We start from the raw sequence: 18,099 nt of genomic DNA on the forward strand, positions 1-18,099 counted from the left end.
GCGAGGCGAATAATAATGGTTACAAATTTGCGTATGCAACGCCGCTGTTTATATAATATTATATATAAAATCATATAGATGGGTGGGCATGATGAATAAATTACAACTAAAACCCCGTGAATTAAAAATAATTTCCGTCATCGCCGCTACCCACAGCATTGGCGACGCCGCCGCCCTGCTGGGCATGGCACAGGCCAACGTCAGTAAATATCTCTCTGATTTTGAAACACGAGTCGGTCTCAAGGTCTTTGAGCGCACCACTCGTCAGCTTGCGCTAACGCAGTTTGGTGAGGCCTTGCTTCCTTACGTGAACGCCACGCTGGATAAAAATAGTCAGCTTATTAATTTTATTGCCGATTATAAGCATGAAAAGCGTGGAAAGGTGACGATTTACGCCCCGACAGGCATCGTGACCTATCTCTCTCGTCATGTGATCCACCAGATAAAAGATATTGGCGATATTCGTATTTCGCTGAAAACATACAATCTGGATCGCAATGAATTTTCTGAGGGGGTGACCTTTCCGGATGACTGCGATATTTTAATTACCTATGCTCAGCCGAAAGATGAAAGTCTGGTCGCAAGTGTATTAACCCAATATTCCGTTACCGCCTTCGCGACCGAAGAGTATTTAAATCAGCACCCGTTAAACGGCCCGGAAGATTTAATTCATCACTCCTGTATTTTAATCGACTCCATGCTGGTGGATGATGCTAACATCTGGCGGTTCCGCGTTCATGGCAGTGATGATGTACAGGATTACCGGGTTACCGGGAATTATATTTGCGACAATACGCAAACTGCCCTGGAGCTGGCGAGGAATAATCTCGGTATCGTCTTTGCGCCGAAAGAGAGCCTGAGAAAAGAGTTAAAAAACGGTTCACTTGTTCCCTGCTTCCCGCATCAGGAAGAGTGGTGGCTGGATCTGACGGCCATCTTCCGCAAACGTGAATACCAGCCATGGCGCGTGCAATATGTTCTGGATGGCGTCCTGAATAATCTTCGCCAGCAAATAGCTCAGGCCGCCCACGGACGGCCTGAGCTGGATGACTAGAACAGCCCCAGCGGTTTATCGGAGTAGCTGACCAGCAGGCATTTCGTCTGCTGATAATGCTCCAGCATCATTTTGTGCGTTTCACGCCCGATGCCTGACTGCTTATAGCCCCCAAAGGCCGCGTGCGCCGGGTAGGCGTGATAACAGTTGGTCCATACGCGTCCGGCCTGGATCCCCCGGCCCATTTTATACGCCAGATTGCCGTTGCGGCTCCAGACGCCTGCCCCCAGGCCATACGGCGTATCGTTGGCAATCTCCAGCGCCTCCTCCATCGTTTTGAAGGTGGTCACGGCCAGCACCGGTCCAAAAATTTCCTCCTGGAAAACGCGCATATTGTTTTTGCCAGACAGTATGGTCGGCTCAAGGTAATACCCTTCCTGCAGATCGCCGCCGAGCACTTTACGGCGTCCACCGGTCAGGACATCCGCCCCTTCTTTTTTGCCGATATCAATGTAATTAAGGATGGTTTCCAGCTGTCCATGCGACACCTGCGCGCCCATCTGCGTCACGTTATCTAGCGGGTTACCGCTGCGGATCGACTCCACGCGGCGAATGGCCCGTTCCATAAAGCGCTCATAGATGGACTCCTGCACCAGCGCGCGGCTTGGGCAGGTGCAGACTTCGCCCTGGTTAAAGGCAAACAGCGCAAACCCTTCCAGCGCTTTATCGAAGAAGGCGTCCTCTTCCGCCATCACGTCCTCGAAGAAGATGTTCGGGGATTTTCCGCCCAGCTCCAGCGTCACCGGAATGATGTTCTGGGTGGCGTACTGCATGATCTGCTGACCCACTTCCGTCGAGCCGGTAAACGCCACTTTGGCGATGCGTTTTGAGGTCGCCAGATATTCCCCAATCTCCCCCCCGGCCCCGTTGACCACGTTAATCACCCCCGGGGGCAGCAGGTCACCGATAATGTCCATCAGCAGCAGTACTGAAAGCGGCGTTAAGCGGGCCGGTTTCAGCACAATGCAGTTCCCGGCCGCCAGCGCGGGCGCCATTTTCCAGCTCGCCATCAGCAGCGGGAAGTTCCACGGGATAATCTGCCCCACCACGCCCAGCGGCTCGTGGAAGTGATACGCCACGGTGTCGCTATCGACTTCACTAATTCCCCCCTCCTGAGCACGAATACAGGAGGCAAAATAGCGGAAGTGGTCAATCGCCAGCGGCACATCGGCCGCCATCGTTTCACGGATCGGCTTGCCGTTATCCCAGGTTTCTGCCGTCGCCAGCAACTCAAGATTTTGCTCCATCCGGTCGGCAATTTTGAACAGGATCGCCGCCCTGTCCTGCACGGAAGTCTGTCCCCATTTATCTTTGGCTTTATGCGCCGCATCCAGCGCCAGATCGATATCGCGCTTGCCTGAGCTGGCTATCTCACACAGCGGCTGGCCGGTGACGGGGGTCAGGTTGGAATAGTATTCGCCGTCGACGGGTGCCACCCAGTCGCCGCCAATAAAGTTGTCATAACGGGGTTTTAGCTTGAGAGGGAAACCGTACTCGCCTGGCTGAATGCGTGAAGAGGGAGGATTGTTTGTCATGACCGTCTCCTTGCTGTTGGTGTACAACAAGGGTAGTACCGGCTGGTGATTTTATCGCCAGCCGGGAGTGGTGTTTACGACAGGGGTCACGCTGTTTCTGGAAAGAGCAACGAATCCCGTAATAAATGGTCGTTACCGCGACGGCGGGTAAAACCGATGCGGTTGAAATATTCCAGGATCTGAATGGCAAGCTTTCGCCCCACGTTCAGACGATCGCGGAAATCAGCCGCACAGGTGGAGCCTCGCGCCTGATCCAGTTCGCGGATCAGACTGGCAAACGCGACGATACGATCGTTGCGGTAATAACGATCTTTCACGATCGCAACGATGAGCCCCTGCTGCGCGGCATGGCGCAATACCTGGCGCATCACCTGCTCGTCGGTATTCGTTTCACGGGCGAGATCGCGAACCCACCAGGGCTCATCGCCAAACAGAGGGGCCGCTTTTTGCCAGATTGCCTCTTGCTCTGCGGTGAACCCGGCTTTGTGTTCCGGCAGATGCAGCCAGCCGTGGTGGCTTTTGATCACGCCGCTTTCACGCATGTTTTCTATCAGCAACAGCACCAGCGCATCGTCTTCCATTGGCAGCGCCATACGACGCAGGCGCTCGCGCCCCGGGCCAGGCTCATCCTGATGCTGTTCATGGTAGGTGGCAAGCGTGTTTAACACCTTTCGCTGCCAGCACGCCGCAACCGGCGCGTTCAGCAGGTTATTACCGGCCTGGATAAATCCCGGCTGCTGGGTCAGCGGGAGGAGGCCTTCGTTGCTGAGCTGTCGTGCCCAGGCGAAGTCGGTCAGGTTCACCGCACCGCGTTCAAGATGCACCTCCAGCGCAGCCTTATCGTTACTGGCCTGCGCCAGTGCCGACAGCCACTGCAAATACTCCGGTTTACGCTTCCCGCGACGCGGCGGGTTGAGCGTCACCACCCGCGCCCCGGCCAGCGTTTCTCGCGCCGAAATATCACGCAGCACCAGACGGTCATTATCTGCCAGCCAAAGTGGCGTATCGAAAACCAGTTCAGCGAGATCGTTTTTCAGCAGCGACACGCGCCCGGTGATATGGCTGGCCGCATGGTGGATATGCAGCGGCTGCCACTGACTGAGCGGGATATGCGTCTGCAGGGAGACAATCACCCGCTCAGACGGTTCTGGCGGCGCCTCAGACAGCAGCCAGTCGCCGCGGTTTAGCTGCGCTTTCTCCGCATCGCCGGCAATATTGAGGGCGATACGCTGCCCGGCATGGGCATGATCAACGGGCTGGTTTTGTGCATGCAACCCGCGCACCCGCATCGGCTTGTTAATACCCGTCAGCCATACGGTATCGCCCACCTTCACTTCCCCACTCAGGGCAGTACCGGTCACCACCAGACCCGCACCTTTAACGGTAAACGCCCTGTCGATGGCCAGACGAAAGCGATGATGGCTGGCATGTTCCCGCGACGAAAGCTGCTGCAAATGGTGGCGAAGTGCGTCGATCCCGCGCCCTTCTGTGGCGACTGTTTCAAACAGCGCAGCATCGGTAAAGCCATATTCGCGCAACGTGGCCTCCACCGCCTCGCGCACCTCGTTAATACGCGTCGCGTCCACACGATCGGCTTTGGTCAGCGCCACGGTTAGCTGTGGGTTGCCCGTCAACTGCAGGATCGCCAGGTGTTCACGCGTTTGCGCCATAACGCCGTCATCACATGCCACCACCAGCAGGGCATGGTCAATACCTCCGACCCCCGCCAGCATGTTGGAAAGAAACTTTTCGTGTCCGGGGACGTCAATAAAGCCCAGCACGCGGCCATCGGGCTGCGGCCAGTAGGCATAACCCAGATCGATGGTCATACCGCGCTTTTTCTCTTCCGGCAGGCGATCGGCATTCACGCCCGTGATGGCCTGCAACAAGGTGGTTTTTCCGTGGTCAACATGACCGGCGGTGGCAATAATCATTTCAACAGCATCTCCAGAAATCGCTCTTCATCTTCAAGACAGCGTAGATCCAGCCACATTCGGCCATCGTAAATTCGCCCGATAACCGGCGTAGGCAGAGCACGCCAGCGCGCAGAGAGCGCATCAAGCCTGCTGCCGCGGCCATCGCGCGGGGTGAAGGTCAGGGCCGCGCTGGGCAGCCGATCCACCGGTAACGAGCCACTGCCAATTTGCGACTGGCAGGACTCAATGCGCACGTCGAAATCGGCGTAATGCGACGCGACATTCGGCAACAGTAACTCGGCCTGCGCGCGAATCGAGGCGGCATCACGCGTTAACAGACGCAGCGTTGGCAGGCGTTCCGCCAGTTTCTCCGGGTGGAGATAGAGCCGCAGCGTCGCGTCCAGCGCGGCAAGCGTCATTTTATCGGCACGCAGGGCGCGCTTCAGCGGATGCTGCTGCAGTTTCGCAATCAATTCACGCTTACCGACGATGATCCCGGCCTGCGGCCCGCCCAGCAGCTTATCACCAGAAAAACTGACCAGGCTAACGCCCGCCGCAATCATCTCCTGCACCATTGGCTCTTTCGGCAGACCATACTGGCTCAGATCCACCAGCGAGCCGCTGCCGAGATCGGCAACGACCGGCACATTCAGCTCCTGGCCTATCGCCGCCAGCTCGGCCTCTTCAACGGCTTTAGTGAACCCTTCGATATGATAATTACTGGTGTGGACCTTCATCAGCAGGGCGGTGTTTTCATTAACCGCCGCACGATAATCTTTCGCATGGGTCCGGTTAGTGGCACCCACTTCATGCAGGGTACAGCCCGCCTGGCGCATCACGTCCGGGATGCGAAACGCGCCGCCAATCTCCACCAGTTCGCCGCGCGAGACGACCACCTCTTTGCCGCTGGCGGTCGCTGCCAGCATCAACAGGACCGCCGCCGCGTTGTTATTCACAATGCAGGCATCTTCAGCACCGGTGAGCTGGCAAAGCAGATCCGCCAGGGCCCGATCACGATGCCCGCGTCCTGCACCGTCGAGATCGTACTCCAGCGTGACAGGCGAACGCATGGCCTGCGTTACGGCATCTACCGCCTCTTCCGCCTGCTGCGCACGCCCGAGATTGGTATGCAGGACAGTCCCCGTCAGGTTAATCACCGGGCGCAACGCGCTTTGCCCTTTATCAACCAGCCTCTGTTCCAGCTCCTGCTCCCACGCCACGCACCAGCCGGGCAAGGCATTTTCTGCCTGAATATGGCGCCGGGCCTCGTCCTGAAGCAGACGTAACATCTCAACCGTCGCGGTATGACCGAACCGCTCAACAGCGGAATGAATAAGGGGTTCTCGAAGGAGTCGGTCGGTAGCGGGGATCTGGCTGTACAGGGAGTGATGAGTAGTCATGGAAGCGCCTGGCGAGTAAATATCATCCCCCCTCCCGACGGGAGAGGGAGTTAACATGTGGAGGGATTGTACCGCCTCCTGACGCGAAGTGTTATAACCCGCGTCAAGCCTTTGGCGGTTCGGTACGGGCGAAGCTCTCGCGCTGGAAGAGCGTTTCGGCAAGCTTCACCAGCAGCGGACGGTCGACGCACCAGCCAGGGGAGACGCGACGAAAGTTGAGATAACCAATGGCGCAGGCGATAGCGATCGTCGCCAGATTCAGGCTATCCGTTGCTATTTTGCCCTCCTGGATGAGCTGCTCGCACCTGTCCAGGCTGCGGCTGATTTTCTCACGCTGGCGCAGCAGCTCCGTTTCCGACTGCTGAGCAACGGGCCTTGCCTGCTCGCGCACGGAAGTTAACGCCGCATCCATGATGCCATCGGCCAGCGCTTCAATTTGCTTCACTGCCAGGGCCGCCTTCGGATCTGCCGGTAACATGGCTGGCGCAACGCCGAGCAACTCGATGTACTCAGCGATAATCGGGGAATCAAACCAGTATTCGCCCTCGTCCGTTACCAGCGCCGGGACTTTCCCCAGCGGGTTGTACTGCGCAACGCCGTTTTCGGCGTTATAGGGCTGTTCATTAACGAATTCAAATTCAATCCCTTTCTCCAGCAGGAGAATCGAGATCTTTCGCACGAAGGGACTGGTGTAGCTGCCGATGAGTTTCATTGCCTGATCCTTGATGCCAGAAAAAGTCAGTATGGATCAAGCGCTGAAAAAAGGGCAGGTATGCATGTCGCATTCCTGCCCGGCGAGGATTAATGATCAAGATAGAGATAGTGCATCCAGCTGGTCATGCGCAGCAGGACTTTACGCATCACCGAGACGTGCGCGAAATGGTCGGAATAGACCGCCACCTGCGCGTAAATACCGTCCGGCAACGCATCAACGTCGGCGTTAGGCTCCAGTTCTATCAGCGCCTGCACGCCATCCGTTCCCGGTGTTACTGTTAGCGATTGCAGTGCCCCCTGCGCCTGATATGAGCCCCCTGGCACCACCGGCAGAATGCTGGTGAGCTTGCCGGAGAAGACCTGCCCCGGCAGGGCGTTAAACACCACTTCCGCTTCATCGCCCGGCTTCAGACGCAGCAGCGAGTTCTGACGGAACTGGGCCACAATCTGGCGTTTCTGTTCAGGAATAAAGACCATGACCGGGCGCAGCGGCAGCGCGGCGGCATACGTTCCCGGGCGAATCAGCACCTGGGTGATGTAGCCATTGCTCGGCGCACGTACCACGGTCTGATCCAGGTTGTATTTGGCTTCGGCCAGCTGGGCGCGTAAAGAGGCAATCTGCGACTGTTCGCCGTTCACCATGCTGTCTAACTGGCTTTTGATCTGCGTTTGTTCCGCCACTGAGCCTTTTACCAGCGCGTCCTGAGCCAGATAGTTCTGCCGCGCGTTGTCGATATCGCTCTCAGAGAACGGGTTTACCTTCGCCTGGCTGCCTTTGAGATAGCGCTGGTAATCTTTATACAGACGGTCCCGCTCGGCGGACACGCGCGTGGTGTTGGCTACTGCTTCCGACAACTGCGCTTTGAGCACGTCGATATTGTGCGTCGCGGTCACCAGGTCGGCCTGCAGTCTGTCGACCCGTGCCTGATAGCGGCCCGGGTCAAGTTTAAATAACACTTCGCCTTTTTTAATAAGCTGGTTATTTTTATCAGTGACTTCGCTGACCACGCCGGTCACCTGCGGCGTAATCGGAATGGAAATAACCGCTTTTTGCGCCGTAAACGTATACGGGTGGTTATAGTTCATTAATAAAATAAGGCCCGCCACAATAAACACCCCACCTAATGTAGCGGTGGCGAGCGTCCACTGGTTGACCGGAATACGGAATATTTTAAAAATCGCCCAGGCAAACGCCACGTAGGTCAAAATAATCAACAGATCCATAATTAGCGCTCCAGCGTTTTCGTATCAGCAGTGGGCTGTACCGCTGCCAGCTTTTGTTCTAATTCGGCCACGCGTTTGGCCAGCGCATCCATACCCGGCACCTCATCAGCTTTGGTGATGTGGTTTTGCATGCCCCAACCGCGATCTTCCCGGTACAGCGTGGCCCAGATCCACAGGAACGGCCAGATGGCATGGAGCGTAAACAGGCTAATCCAGCCCGCCGTGTGGATTGCATCGGCATGGGGATGATTACGCTTTTTGGCCATGTTATAGGGGATGTCATGAATGGCGATGATTCCGTAAAACAGAACCAGAAAAACAAAAATCAATACGCCCAGCGCAAAATAGTTGAGAAACATATTCTCCTCACTTAAAAAACGTCAACTCATTAAATTAATAAAACAGTACGCAACCTAATTAATTTATTTTTAAACATAAAAGGTAGACTGGTTATTTCAGAGCCGGGGAGTATCGGTTTTTATAATATCTCCATGCAAGTTTATAAACGTGTCAAAATATATCCTGAATAATAATATACTTAACCTTACATTATGAGCGTAATCCACGTTTTCGCTTTTCGCCATACCACACATGAAAAGTGGTTTTTTAGCTTTGCGTGTTGCTCAGAACCATCGTGACGCTCATTCGTCAGGCAGAATTTGCCGCCGATCACAGCCGGAGAAATCCGCATAAAAATTTTTTGTGAATTAAATCACAACTCAGAAACAAACCCGCGACAACTAAATGTGATTCATATCACAAAAACAGGGGTGTTTTGCCGATTTTCTCCCCATTGTGTTTTTTTTAGACTGTGGTTTTGTGATTCAGATCACCTCATTTCCCGCCACACCCCCTGCATTTACGTGATTACGATCACACAATTTTTCGCCGTCTGGACAGTTGAACGATTCAGTGCCAGATTTCACAGCATCAGAACAGGGCCCGGCTACCTCTGCCGCCTCATTAACAATAAACCTCGGGCCGCAAGCCTAAGCGTAAACAGAAGAAGGGGTGTTTTATGTCATCCGATTTCAAGATCAAAGTTCAAAGCTTTGGTCGTTTCCTCAGCAATATGGTGATGCCAAATATCGGCGCGTTTATCGCGTGGGGTATCATCACTGCATTATTCATTCCGACAGGGTGGTTGCCTAACGAAACGCTGGCGAAACTTGTTGGCCCAATGATTACTTACCTGCTGCCGCTGCTCATCGGTTATACCGGTGGTCGTCTGGTGGGCGGTGACCGTGGTGGCGTAGTGGGTGCCATCACAACCATGGGTGTTATCGTCGGTGCGGATATGCCGATGTTCCTCGGTGCGATGATCGCCGGTCCTCTGGGTGGCTGGGCGATTAAGAAATTCGACGTTTGGGTTGATGGCAAAATCAAATCCGGCTTCGAGATGCTGGTGAACAACTTCTCTGCGGGCATCATCGGGATGATCCTCGCGATTCTGGCGTTCCTCGGCATTGGCCCGGCAGTTGAAGTCCTGTCCAAGATTCTGGCGGCGGGCGTTAACTTCATGGTGGCGCACGACATGCTGCCGCTGGCGTCTATCTTTGTTGAACCGGCGAAAATCCTGTTCCTGAACAACGCCATCAACCACGGTATCTTCTCACCGCTGGGTATTCAGCAGTCTCATGACCTCGGCAAGTCCATCTTCTTCCTGATTGAAGCGAACCCGGGTCCGGGTATGGGCGTTCTGCTGGCGTACATGTTCTTTGGTCGCGGCAGCGCGAAGCAGTCTGCTGGCGGTGCGGCTATCATTCACTTCCTGGGCGGTATTCACGAAATTTACTTCCCGTACGTGCTGATGAACCCACGTCTGATCCTGGCCGTTATCCTCGGCGGTATGACCGGTGTGTTCACCCTGAGCGTGCTGAACGGTGGTCTGGTTTCTCCGGCGTCTCCGGGCTCTATCCTGGCGGTACTGGCAATGACGCCGAAAGGTGCCTATTTTGCTAACATCGCGGCTATCTGTGCGGCAATGGCGGTCTCCTTCGTGGTCGCTTCTATCCTGCTGAAAACCAGCAAAGTGAAAGAAGATGACGATATCGAAGCGGCCACCCGTCGTATGCACGACATGAAAGCCGAGTCCAAAGGCGCAACGCCGCTGTCAGCGGGTGATGTTTCTAACGACCTGAGCCACGTGCGTAAAATCATCGTTGCCTGTGATGCCGGTATGGGTTCCAGCGCAATGGGTGCCGGCGTGCTGCGTAAGAAAGTGCAGGATGCAGGCCTGACCAATATCTCAGTGACCAACAGCGCCATTAACAGCCTGCCACCGGATGTTGACCTGGTGATTACGCACCGTGACCTGACCGAACGTGCCATGCGCCAGGTACCGCAGGCACAGCATATTTCGCTGACCAACTTCCTCGACAGCGGCCTGTACACCAGCCTGACTGAACGTCTGGTGGCCGCACAGCGTCACGAAGACAACGAAGTGAAAGTGCGGACCAGCCTGCAGGACAGCTTTGACGAGAGCAATGCTCACCTGTTTAAGCTGGGCGCGGAGAACATCTTCCTCGGTCGTACCGCAGCCACCAAAGAAGAGGCAATTCGCTTTGCCGGTGAGCAGCTGGTAAAAGGCGGCTACGTTCAGCCTGAATATGTCGACGCGATGCTGGAACGCGAAAAACTGACGCCAACCTACCTGGGCGAATCCATCGCGGTACCGCACGGTACGGTGGAAGCGAAAGACCGCGTGCTCAAAACCGGCGTGGTGTTCTGCCAGTATCCTGATGGCGTGCGCTTCGGTGAAGAAGAAGACGACATTGCCCGTCTGGTGATTGGTATCGCCGCTCGCAATAACGAGCACATCCAGGTGATTACCAGCCTGACCAACGCGCTGGATGATGAGTCCGTCATCGAGCGTCTGGCACAGACTGAAAGCGTTGAAGAAGTGCTGGCACTCCTCAACAAATAACAGCGTATCTTCCCTCTCCCTTTTGGGGAGAGGGCTAGGGTGAGGGGTATACGTTCCTCACCCCAGCCCTCTCGGGTAAAAACATTGATAAAGGTTAACACTATGAAAGCATTACATTTTGGCGCAGGTAATATCGGTCGTGGCTTTATCGGCAAACTGCTGGCAGACGCGGGCATTACGCTGACATTCGCCGATGTGAATCAGGTCGTTCTGGATGCCCTGAATGCCCGTCATAGCTACCAGGTACACGTGGTGGGAGAAAACGAGCAGGTTGAAACGGTCTCTGGCGTCAACGCGGTAAGCAGCATTGGCGACGATGTTATCGACCTCATCGCCAGCGTTGACCTGGTGACCACCGCGGTGGGCCCGGTGGTACTTGAGCGCATCGCGCCTGCGGTCGCAAAAGGCCTGGCAAAACGTAAAGCGCAGGGCATCGATACCCCGCTGAACATCATTGCCTGTGAAAATATGGTGCGTGGCACCACGCAGTTGAAAGGTCACGTTCTGGCCGCCGTTGCGGACGAAGACAAAGCCTGGGTTGAAGCGCACGTTGGCTTCGTGGATTCTGCCGTTGACCGTATCGTTCCGCCGTCAGAATCTGCAACTAACGACCCGCTGGAAGTGACGGTAGAAACCTTCAGCGAGTGGATCGTGGACAAAACCCAATTTAAAGGCGCGCTGCCGACCATTCCAGGTATGGAATTAACGGATAACCTGATGGCATTTGTGGAACGTAAACTCTTCACGCTGAACACGGGTCATGCTATAACCGCGTACCTCGGAAAATTGGCCGGTCATCAGACTATTCGTGATGCGATCCTCGACGAGAAGATCCGCGCGGTGGTAAAAGGGGCAATGGAAGAGAGCGGCGCGGTGCTGATCAAACGCTACGGTTTTGATGCTGATAAACACGCAGCATATATCCAGAAAATCCTCGGTCGTTTTGAAAACCCGTATCTGAAAGATGACGTTGAGCGCGTGGGCCGCCAGCCATTGCGTAAGCTGAGCGCGGGCGATCGCCTGATTAAGCCGCTGCTGGGTACGCTGGAATACGGCCTGCCGCACGCCAACCTGGTGAAAGGGATTGCCGCCGCGATGCACTACCGCAGCGAGCAGGATCCGCAGGCGCAGGAGCTGGCACAGTTGATTGATGACCAGGGCGCACAGGCTGCGCTGGCGCAGATTTCCGGTCTGGACGCCAACAGCGATGTGGTTGCGGAGGCGGTTAACGCATATAACGCAACCAAATGATGCACAGTGAGGCGCAGGTGATCCTGCGCCCTGATTACAGATTGTCAGATATGCAGGCAATAATGGAACAAACCCAGGCCTTTGAAAATCGTGTGCTTGAGCGTCTGAATGCTGGCAAAACCGTACGAAGTTTCCTGATTACCGCCGTCGAGTTGTTAACCGAGGCGGTGAATATCCTGGTACTTCAGGTGTTTCGCAAAGACGACTACGCGGTAAAATATGCTGTAGAACCGTTACTGGACGGCGACGGACCGCTGGGCGATTTATCCGTGCGTCTGAAGTTGATTTATGGTCTTGGCGTGCTGAACCGGCAAGAGTATGAAGATGCGGAGCTGTTGATGGCGCTGCGCGAAGAGCTCAATCATGACGGTAATGAGTACACCTTTACCGATGACGAGATCCTTGGCCCCTTCGGCGAGCTGCATTGCGTTACCGCGCTCCCCCCTGCCCCCCATTTTGATAACAGCGACCCGGAACTGTACGCCATGCAAAAGCTGCGTTATCAACAGGTTGTCCGTTCCACGATGGTTCTTTCCCTGACTGAGCTGATTTCCCGAATCAGCTTAAAAAAAGCGTTTCAGAAGTAAGCCTGCTCACATTGGTGTATCCTTCCCTCTAAATTCCCCGTTTTCAGAGTTATTTGTCATGAAAGAAGTCGAAAAGAACGAAATTAAACGCCTGAGCGACCGCCTGGATCTGATCCGCCATCAGATGGCCGGTCTCTCGCTGGTAGACTCCGCCGAGAAGTACGCCGAGCTGGAGAAAGAGACCGCGAAGCTGGAAGCGGAGATCGAGCGCCTGCGCGAAGTGAAAAGCCAGAAGCTGAGTAAAGAAGCGCAGAAGCTGATGAATATGCCGCACCGCCGCGCCATTACCAAAAAAGAGCAGGCCGATATGGGCAAGCTGAAGAAAAGCGTACGGGGTCTGGTGGTGGTCCACCCGATGACCGAGCTTGGCCGCGAGATGGGCCTGAAAGAGATGACGGGTTTTTGTAAGACGGCGTTCTGATCGGTCTCCCCTGCCGCAGCGGCAGGGGAACACTCAGTTGTAAATCAGGTTAAACGTGGCCATCGCATCCGCTTTTCCCGCCGTCACGTTCTCTTCTGTCTGAATATAATGCGCATCAAACCAGAAGGTCTGCGTCTGGTTATCTCCCACCTGCCCAAGCGCCGACACCTGCGGGGTGTTCCACGGCACCACCTGCCCCTGAACCGCACCGGTATTGTCGCCATAAAGCAGTTCGATCCCGACGCCGCTGGCGCTGTCCTGCTGCTTCGTTAACGCCAGCGCCCGATCGTTGCCCGGCGTGGTATCGCCGAAGAAGCCCATCTTCACCGTCGTGTTATTTTCACAGGTCACCGGAATGCTGAAGCGTCCGCCACCGGCGCGGGAGCCTGTGCCGTGAAATTCCCGCTGGCTTACGGTTCCCATCGGCACCAGAATGCTGCGGGAACCAACGGAACAGCTGGTATGCCTGACCGTGAAGCTGGCGAGACGGATCTGCACCGGTGTCGCGACGCTGGTCGCGCTGGCTTTATTTTCTCCCGCCTGTAATATCAGCGATCCGACGTTTTGCTCCTGGGAGTTGGCGTTATCATCAGGCATGGCGCTGGACGTCGGTATTTTGTAAAACATCACCCAGAACTGCATCTTATAGGTTGAGGCGCTGGCAAAAGCAGGATTCTGTGAGGCGTCGCAGATACGGCGTGACTCGTTGCCGTCCACCGGGCTGGTGCCGTCAATATACCGCACGGCATCCGCACCACAGTACTGCTGCTCGCGGAACCCGAGCGCGTAGCCGATGCCTTCAATCTGGGTTTTGTAGACGTGCCGCGACGCACCGTCTTCCCCCACCACGGTGCCGACGGGATTATCCATCTCGACAAATCCGATACTTCGCCAGGCGTCATTTCCGCCATCGCAGCTGTAAAAATCCGCCCCGGTAGACTGTATCGGCGCGGAAACCGGCGTCCAGTCCGCTGTGCCAGGAGCATATCCAATGGCGTAGGGTACCTGGACAACCCACTGATTGCGCGTGGTGTGGCAGGGCGAGGCCTGAGCGTGCGCATGAAAACTCAGCATGCCAAAAAGAGAAAGTAGACTGAGGTAGAAAACCCATTGAATAAAGTGACGCATAATATTCCTCTAGTGGCACTCAAGAGACAGCGTAGCGATGCCGGGAGCCATATGAACCGCCCCCAGTTTGAACGGCGTCTGGCACTGACGCGGCTCTCCGTCTTCATACCAGGTTACGCGCAGCGTGCCGCGCTCCGGTACTCCGCTCAGGTAAGCCTGACCGCCGTCAGCCACCATGCTTCGGTTGGCTGAACGACGTTTTTGCTCCACCACCTCGGCCTGGGCGCCAAATGGCAATGGCTCGCCGTGGTATCGCAGGGAGAACAGCACGCGATAGCCAATGTGCGTTGCGTAATTAGCAAGCACCACCGCGCCGCTGGTGGGAACGAGCGTCAGACCGCTCTGCTCAACGTCGACGTTTTCGCCAAGCGTCGCCGTATCAAGATTGACGGTATTCTTACGATAGGCCGAAAGCGCGGGCATAACCGCGTAGCCGCGACTGTCGGTATGGATGCCGCTGTAGCCCTCCGGCTCAACGTTCGCCGCGCCAGGCACGCGCAGCAGGGCGACGCTATCGCCCAGCGGCTGGCTGAGCGTAACGCCATACTGTGTGGCGATAACGCCCCCGGCGAGGCCGAGACTGGCATTATCGCCGTTTCGGCTGCGATCATAACCGAGGCTTACGTTGCCGTAGCCGCCGTTGTATTGCAGCGCCAGACTGGTGTTGTCGGCTTGTCCCTCACTGGCTTTACTCTGCTGAACGCTATAGTTGAGGTTGCGGTTCGCCAGCGCGCTGCCGTTGAGTGACACCTGCTGCGTGGACATCCCACGGTTATTTTTATTGATGAAGTAACTCACCGAGCTGTCCGGTAGCCAGTTACCGAGCGGAATATTGATATTAAACGACACGGTGCGATCGGGATGTTGCTCACGTGCTGAGTCGGTATAGTCATACCCCGCTCCCCATGAAATGCCCCGCCAGCTGGTGTACCAGCCAAGGTGTATGGTTTTATCCTGCCCGGAGGTGTGCCAGTAATCCTGCATCCACGCCGAAACGCTAAGGCTGCCGAACTGCCCCAGCGTCTGTGAGAAGGTTATTTGCGAGCGGCTACGGCGGTTATTGAGCCGTAACTGCTGGCTGTCAGACTGATTCAGCTCGCTAAACTCATAAAAGTTGCGCGAAGCATAACGATAGCTCGCCAGATTGAAGGCGGTGCCGGTGGTATTAAAATCCTTCTGATACTGAACGCGCCACGCCTGCCCTATTACGCTTTTGCCGTCAGATAAACGGCTTTTTGCCAGCGTATCGTCAACGCCCAGCGAGCCGAACGCGCCAAACCCTCTGCCCACGCCAATGGCGCCGGCCTGGTAGTTATTCGCGGTACGAAAGCCGCCGTATACCGTCATACTGGAGAACAAGCCGTAGAAAAAAGCGCCTTCAACAAAGTCCGGCGACCGGGCATCGCTGGAGCCGGAGTGAAAGCGTCCGGCGTTGAGGCTGTATTTCAGGCTGCCCTGGCGCCGCATAAACGGTACTGCAGAATAAGGCTGGGTAAATACGCGTTTCGAGCCGTCGCTTTCCGTGATGGTCACCTGCAAATCGCCGCTTTGCGCGCCGGGGAACAGATCGTTAATAACAAACGGCCCGGCGGCAACCCAGGTTTCATAAATGACATAGCCATTTTGCGAAACAGAAACCCTGGCATAGCTGTGCGCGACGCCGCGAATTGTCGGCGCGAAGCCGCGCTGGCTGTCGGGTAACATACTCTCGCTGGATGAGAGCTGAACCCCGCGAAACGCCACGCTATCGAACAGGTCGCCGGCAGTCCAGGCATCGCCGATCCGCAGCTGGCTGTTCAGACTGCGAATATCCCTGCTCAGCCAGCTGCTTTGTGACTGAAAACGATTGCCGCCCGCGTTGCTGTAGCTCCAGGCCGACGTATTACGCAGCCGCCACGGTCCCAGGTTTACGCCGTTACGCAGGCTAAGGTAGCTTGACGTCGTGTCGCCGTTTTGATGATGAGCCTGCCCCCCCGTGAGGCTGTAATCAACAAATGCCGCCGGAATACCGTCATCCCACTGCGACGGAGGCACATAGCCACGGCTGCGGTGCGTCATCGCCGCCTGCGGCAGGCTGAGAAACAGGCGCTGCTGGTTAAAATCATAGGAGGTCCGCGCCGCCGGGATAAAATCGGCGATATGCGTGAAGGTTTCTCCCTCCTGCAACCGGGAAAGCGCCGGGATCGCCCCCACATTCACCCCGAGCGTCTCCAGCAGCGGCACGCTAAACACGGGCTGCAGGCTGCCTTTCTCATTGACGAAAGTAATCTCCTGATGCCGTTCCTCGCGTCCATTAACCTCAATCGTTACGAGCCACGTGCCGGGCATCTGCCCGCCCTTTTCGGAGAAATAGTGCAGATCCGCCGTTTTCTGTTCGGCAGAAGAAAGCTCCAGCGCGGCGGGATCAAAATAATCCTCGGCCCATCCTGTACGGCTTATGCTGAGCAGCAGCACCGAAAGTGGCGCATAACGAAACAGGCGAGAAGGCATGGTTTAAAGAGGCTGCGACCGGGTCGCGGTAATAGCGCCAAAATCATTAATAGCCGACCAGGTAACGCTGCCGGAGGCTGCCACAGGCCATTCGCGGGTTTCGCCTGGGCCGATCATGCCCGGTTGCTCAATGTTGTGCCCCGAGACGCTGAGGCGATAAAAAGAGACGTAGTACGGCGTCGGGTTGGTGGCCTCAAGCCCTTTCTGCGTCGTTGAGAATCTCACCTTTTGCCAGGCGGTTGCAGCATCGCCTTTCAGGTTTTCAGGGCGGTAGAAAATTTTAAATTTCGATTTAACGTTAATTTGTAATTCGTTGCTGCTCTCTTTTGGCTTTGGCGCAATGGCCTTAATATCGAGCCAAAATACGGATTCACGATCTGCGGGCAGCGGCGCGCCGGTATATTGAATACGAAGCGTATTGGTCTGATCCGGATCAAGCCTGAATAGTGGCGGCGTGACGATAAATGGCGCGGCGCGGTTTTTCCCTTCAGCGTCATTCTCAACCCACGACTGAATCAGATAGGGTACTGCACTTTCCATATTAGATACAGAAAATGCCACCTCCTTACTGTTTTGCGGGTATACGATCCGTGTTCCCCCCATTACTACGCCTGCGGAAACTGACGCAGAGCTAATCATTAATGCAGTGAGCATAATATACGACAAACGTTTCATCTCTATTATCTCTGGAGGTGGCTAAAAATAATCAGTTATAAACCATCAGGAAATTGGACACAGCGTTGACATCACCCGCTTTGATTTCCGTTCCATCTTTGTCCAGTGCGGCAAAGAACGTTAATTCTGCATTGCCTTGAGCATCTGGTGCGGTGGTTTTTGAAACCGTACCCGGCTTAATAACCGTGCTGCGATCGCTGTTATAAAGCTTCACCCCGACGCCCGTCGCCATACCCGTGCCTGGCGTAACCTGCAACAGCGAGTCATCAACCGCATCTTTATTCCCGTCAAACAGCACCGCCACAGATTTAACCGTTTCCGGGCATTTTTCGACGTTGATTTTGAACTCACGCGGCGTTGTTTCGACGTGTTCATCGAAGTAGCTTTTCGCCCACGCCCCAAGATCTACCGTTTTGGTTTTTGATGCCGTAGTAATGTTACAGGAAATAAGGGTAATCTTGCCGGTGAAGTTGATTGTACCGCCTGTGCTCTGTGTACCTGCGTCTGTATTCAGGCTAGTATTAACGCCTGAATTACTGCTTGCCAGCACCGCCTGAGAAGATAACAGAAACCCCGCCGTGGCAAATGCCAGCGCCACATTTTTGATTTTCATTAGGAACACTTTCCCCTCTGTAAATTAAACAGATATTGATTTTTGTACCAGGTACAATAATTTCTATAAGGATTTTAAAACCGTCACCCAAAGGGTACTAACAGAATTGGTGACGCGACCTCAAAGAATAAATCAGGGTCCATCCCAGCGTGACAATCCGTATAT

General features: G+C 55.3%; 15 protein-coding genes. 5 read left to right on the forward strand and 10 right to left on the reverse strand.

The window, feature by feature from the left end:
- Positions 1-88: 88 nt before the first annotated feature.
- Positions 89-1,054 (forward strand): LysR family transcriptional regulator, encoded by a 966-nt coding sequence (locus ACOTZF_RS11985; protein WP_061771396.1) that lies wholly within the window; start codon positions 89-91, stop codon positions 1,052-1,054.
- Here ACOTZF_RS11985 and ACOTZF_RS11990 read toward each other — a convergent pair.
- The 6 genes from ACOTZF_RS11990 to ACOTZF_RS12015 all read right to left on the reverse strand — a co-directional run bounded on the left by ACOTZF_RS11990 (position 1,051) and on the right by ACOTZF_RS12015 (position 8,202).
- Positions 1,051-2,589: an aldehyde dehydrogenase family protein gene (locus ACOTZF_RS11990; protein WP_020686520.1), complete on the reverse strand. Its 1,539-nt coding sequence runs from the start codon at positions 2,587-2,589 to the stop codon at positions 1,051-1,053. The genes ACOTZF_RS11985 and ACOTZF_RS11990 overlap by 4 nt on opposite strands.
- Before the next feature lie 86 nt (positions 2,590-2,675).
- Positions 2,676-4,523: a selenocysteine-specific translation elongation factor gene (gene selB / locus ACOTZF_RS11995; RefSeq protein WP_058661807.1), complete on the reverse strand. Its 1,848-nt coding sequence runs from the start codon at positions 4,521-4,523 to the stop codon at positions 2,676-2,678.
- On the reverse strand, positions 4,520-5,905 hold the full coding sequence (gene selA, locus ACOTZF_RS12000) for an L-seryl-tRNA(Sec) selenium transferase (RefSeq protein WP_129253097.1): 1,386 nt from the start codon (positions 5,903-5,905) through the stop codon (positions 4,520-4,522). The genes selB and selA overlap by 4 nt, the downstream gene beginning before the upstream one ends.
- Before the next feature lie 103 nt (positions 5,906-6,008).
- Positions 6,009-6,617: a glutathione S-transferase gene (locus ACOTZF_RS12005; protein ID WP_013094937.1), complete on the reverse strand. Its 609-nt coding sequence runs from the start codon at positions 6,615-6,617 to the stop codon at positions 6,009-6,011.
- An 89-nt stretch (positions 6,618-6,706) separates the two neighbouring features.
- Positions 6,707-7,843: an HlyD family secretion protein gene (locus ACOTZF_RS12010; protein ID WP_013094936.1), complete on the reverse strand. Its 1,137-nt coding sequence runs from the start codon at positions 7,841-7,843 to the stop codon at positions 6,707-6,709.
- Positions 7,844-7,845: 2 nt separating this feature from the next.
- Positions 7,846-8,202, reverse strand: coding sequence for a DUF3302 domain-containing protein (locus tag ACOTZF_RS12015; protein ID WP_058650596.1), 357 nt, complete (start codon positions 8,200-8,202; stop codon positions 7,846-7,848).
- Positions 8,203-8,861: 659 nt separating this feature from the next.
- On the opposite strand from ACOTZF_RS12015, the gene ACOTZF_RS12020 reads away from it, so the two are divergent.
- From ACOTZF_RS12020 to ACOTZF_RS12035, 4 genes are all read left to right on the forward strand, one after another.
- A complete protein-coding gene (locus ACOTZF_RS12020) occupies positions 8,862-10,769 on the forward strand; it encodes a PTS mannitol transporter subunit IICBA (RefSeq protein ID WP_020686515.1) in 1,908 nt (635 codons plus the stop codon).
- A 102-nt stretch (positions 10,770-10,871) separates the two neighbouring features.
- Positions 10,872-12,020 (forward strand): mannitol-1-phosphate 5-dehydrogenase, encoded by a 1,149-nt coding sequence (gene mtlD, locus ACOTZF_RS12025; protein ID WP_013094932.1) that lies wholly within the window; start codon positions 10,872-10,874, stop codon positions 12,018-12,020.
- Entirely contained in the window at positions 12,017-12,607 is a 591-nt protein-coding gene (gene mtlR / locus ACOTZF_RS12030) for a mannitol operon repressor MtlR (RefSeq protein WP_013094931.1), read from the forward strand. Before mtlD ends, mtlR begins: the two co-directional genes overlap by 4 nt.
- A 58-nt stretch (positions 12,608-12,665) precedes the next feature.
- Positions 12,666-13,028, forward strand: coding sequence for a YibL family ribosome-associated protein (locus ACOTZF_RS12035; protein WP_023621173.1), 363 nt, complete (start codon positions 12,666-12,668; stop codon positions 13,026-13,028).
- 33 nt (positions 13,029-13,061) lie between these two features.
- Here the strand turns inward: ACOTZF_RS12035 and ACOTZF_RS12040 are convergent, their stop codons facing one another.
- From ACOTZF_RS12040 to ACOTZF_RS12055, 4 genes are read right to left on the reverse strand one after another with little or no spacing between them, the layout of a single operon-like run.
- The gene (locus tag ACOTZF_RS12040) at positions 13,062-14,156 is read right to left on the reverse strand and encodes a fimbrial protein (RefSeq protein ID WP_062935110.1); all 1,095 of its coding nucleotides are present in this window, start codon (positions 14,154-14,156) and stop codon (positions 13,062-13,064) included.
- Between the two features lie 9 nt (positions 14,157-14,165).
- Positions 14,166-16,646, reverse strand: a complete 2,481-nt coding sequence (locus tag ACOTZF_RS12045; RefSeq protein WP_048972671.1) for a fimbria/pilus outer membrane usher protein — start codon at positions 16,644-16,646, stop codon at positions 14,166-14,168.
- Between the two features lie 3 nt (positions 16,647-16,649).
- Complete coding sequence (locus ACOTZF_RS12050) at positions 16,650-17,321, reverse strand: fimbrial biogenesis chaperone (RefSeq protein ID WP_038982547.1); 672 nt, start codon at positions 17,319-17,321, stop codon at positions 16,650-16,652.
- A 31-nt stretch (positions 17,322-17,352) separates the two neighbouring features.
- On the reverse strand, positions 17,353-17,934 hold the full coding sequence (locus tag ACOTZF_RS12055; RefSeq protein WP_029881911.1) for a fimbrial protein: 582 nt from the start codon (positions 17,932-17,934) through the stop codon (positions 17,353-17,355).
- Positions 17,935-18,099 lie beyond the last annotated feature (165 nt).

It is taken from the genome of Enterobacter cloacae complex sp. SHL021, from assembly GCF_049237765.1.
GTDB lineage: Bacteria > Pseudomonadota > Gammaproteobacteria > Enterobacterales > Enterobacteriaceae > Enterobacter > Enterobacter cloacae.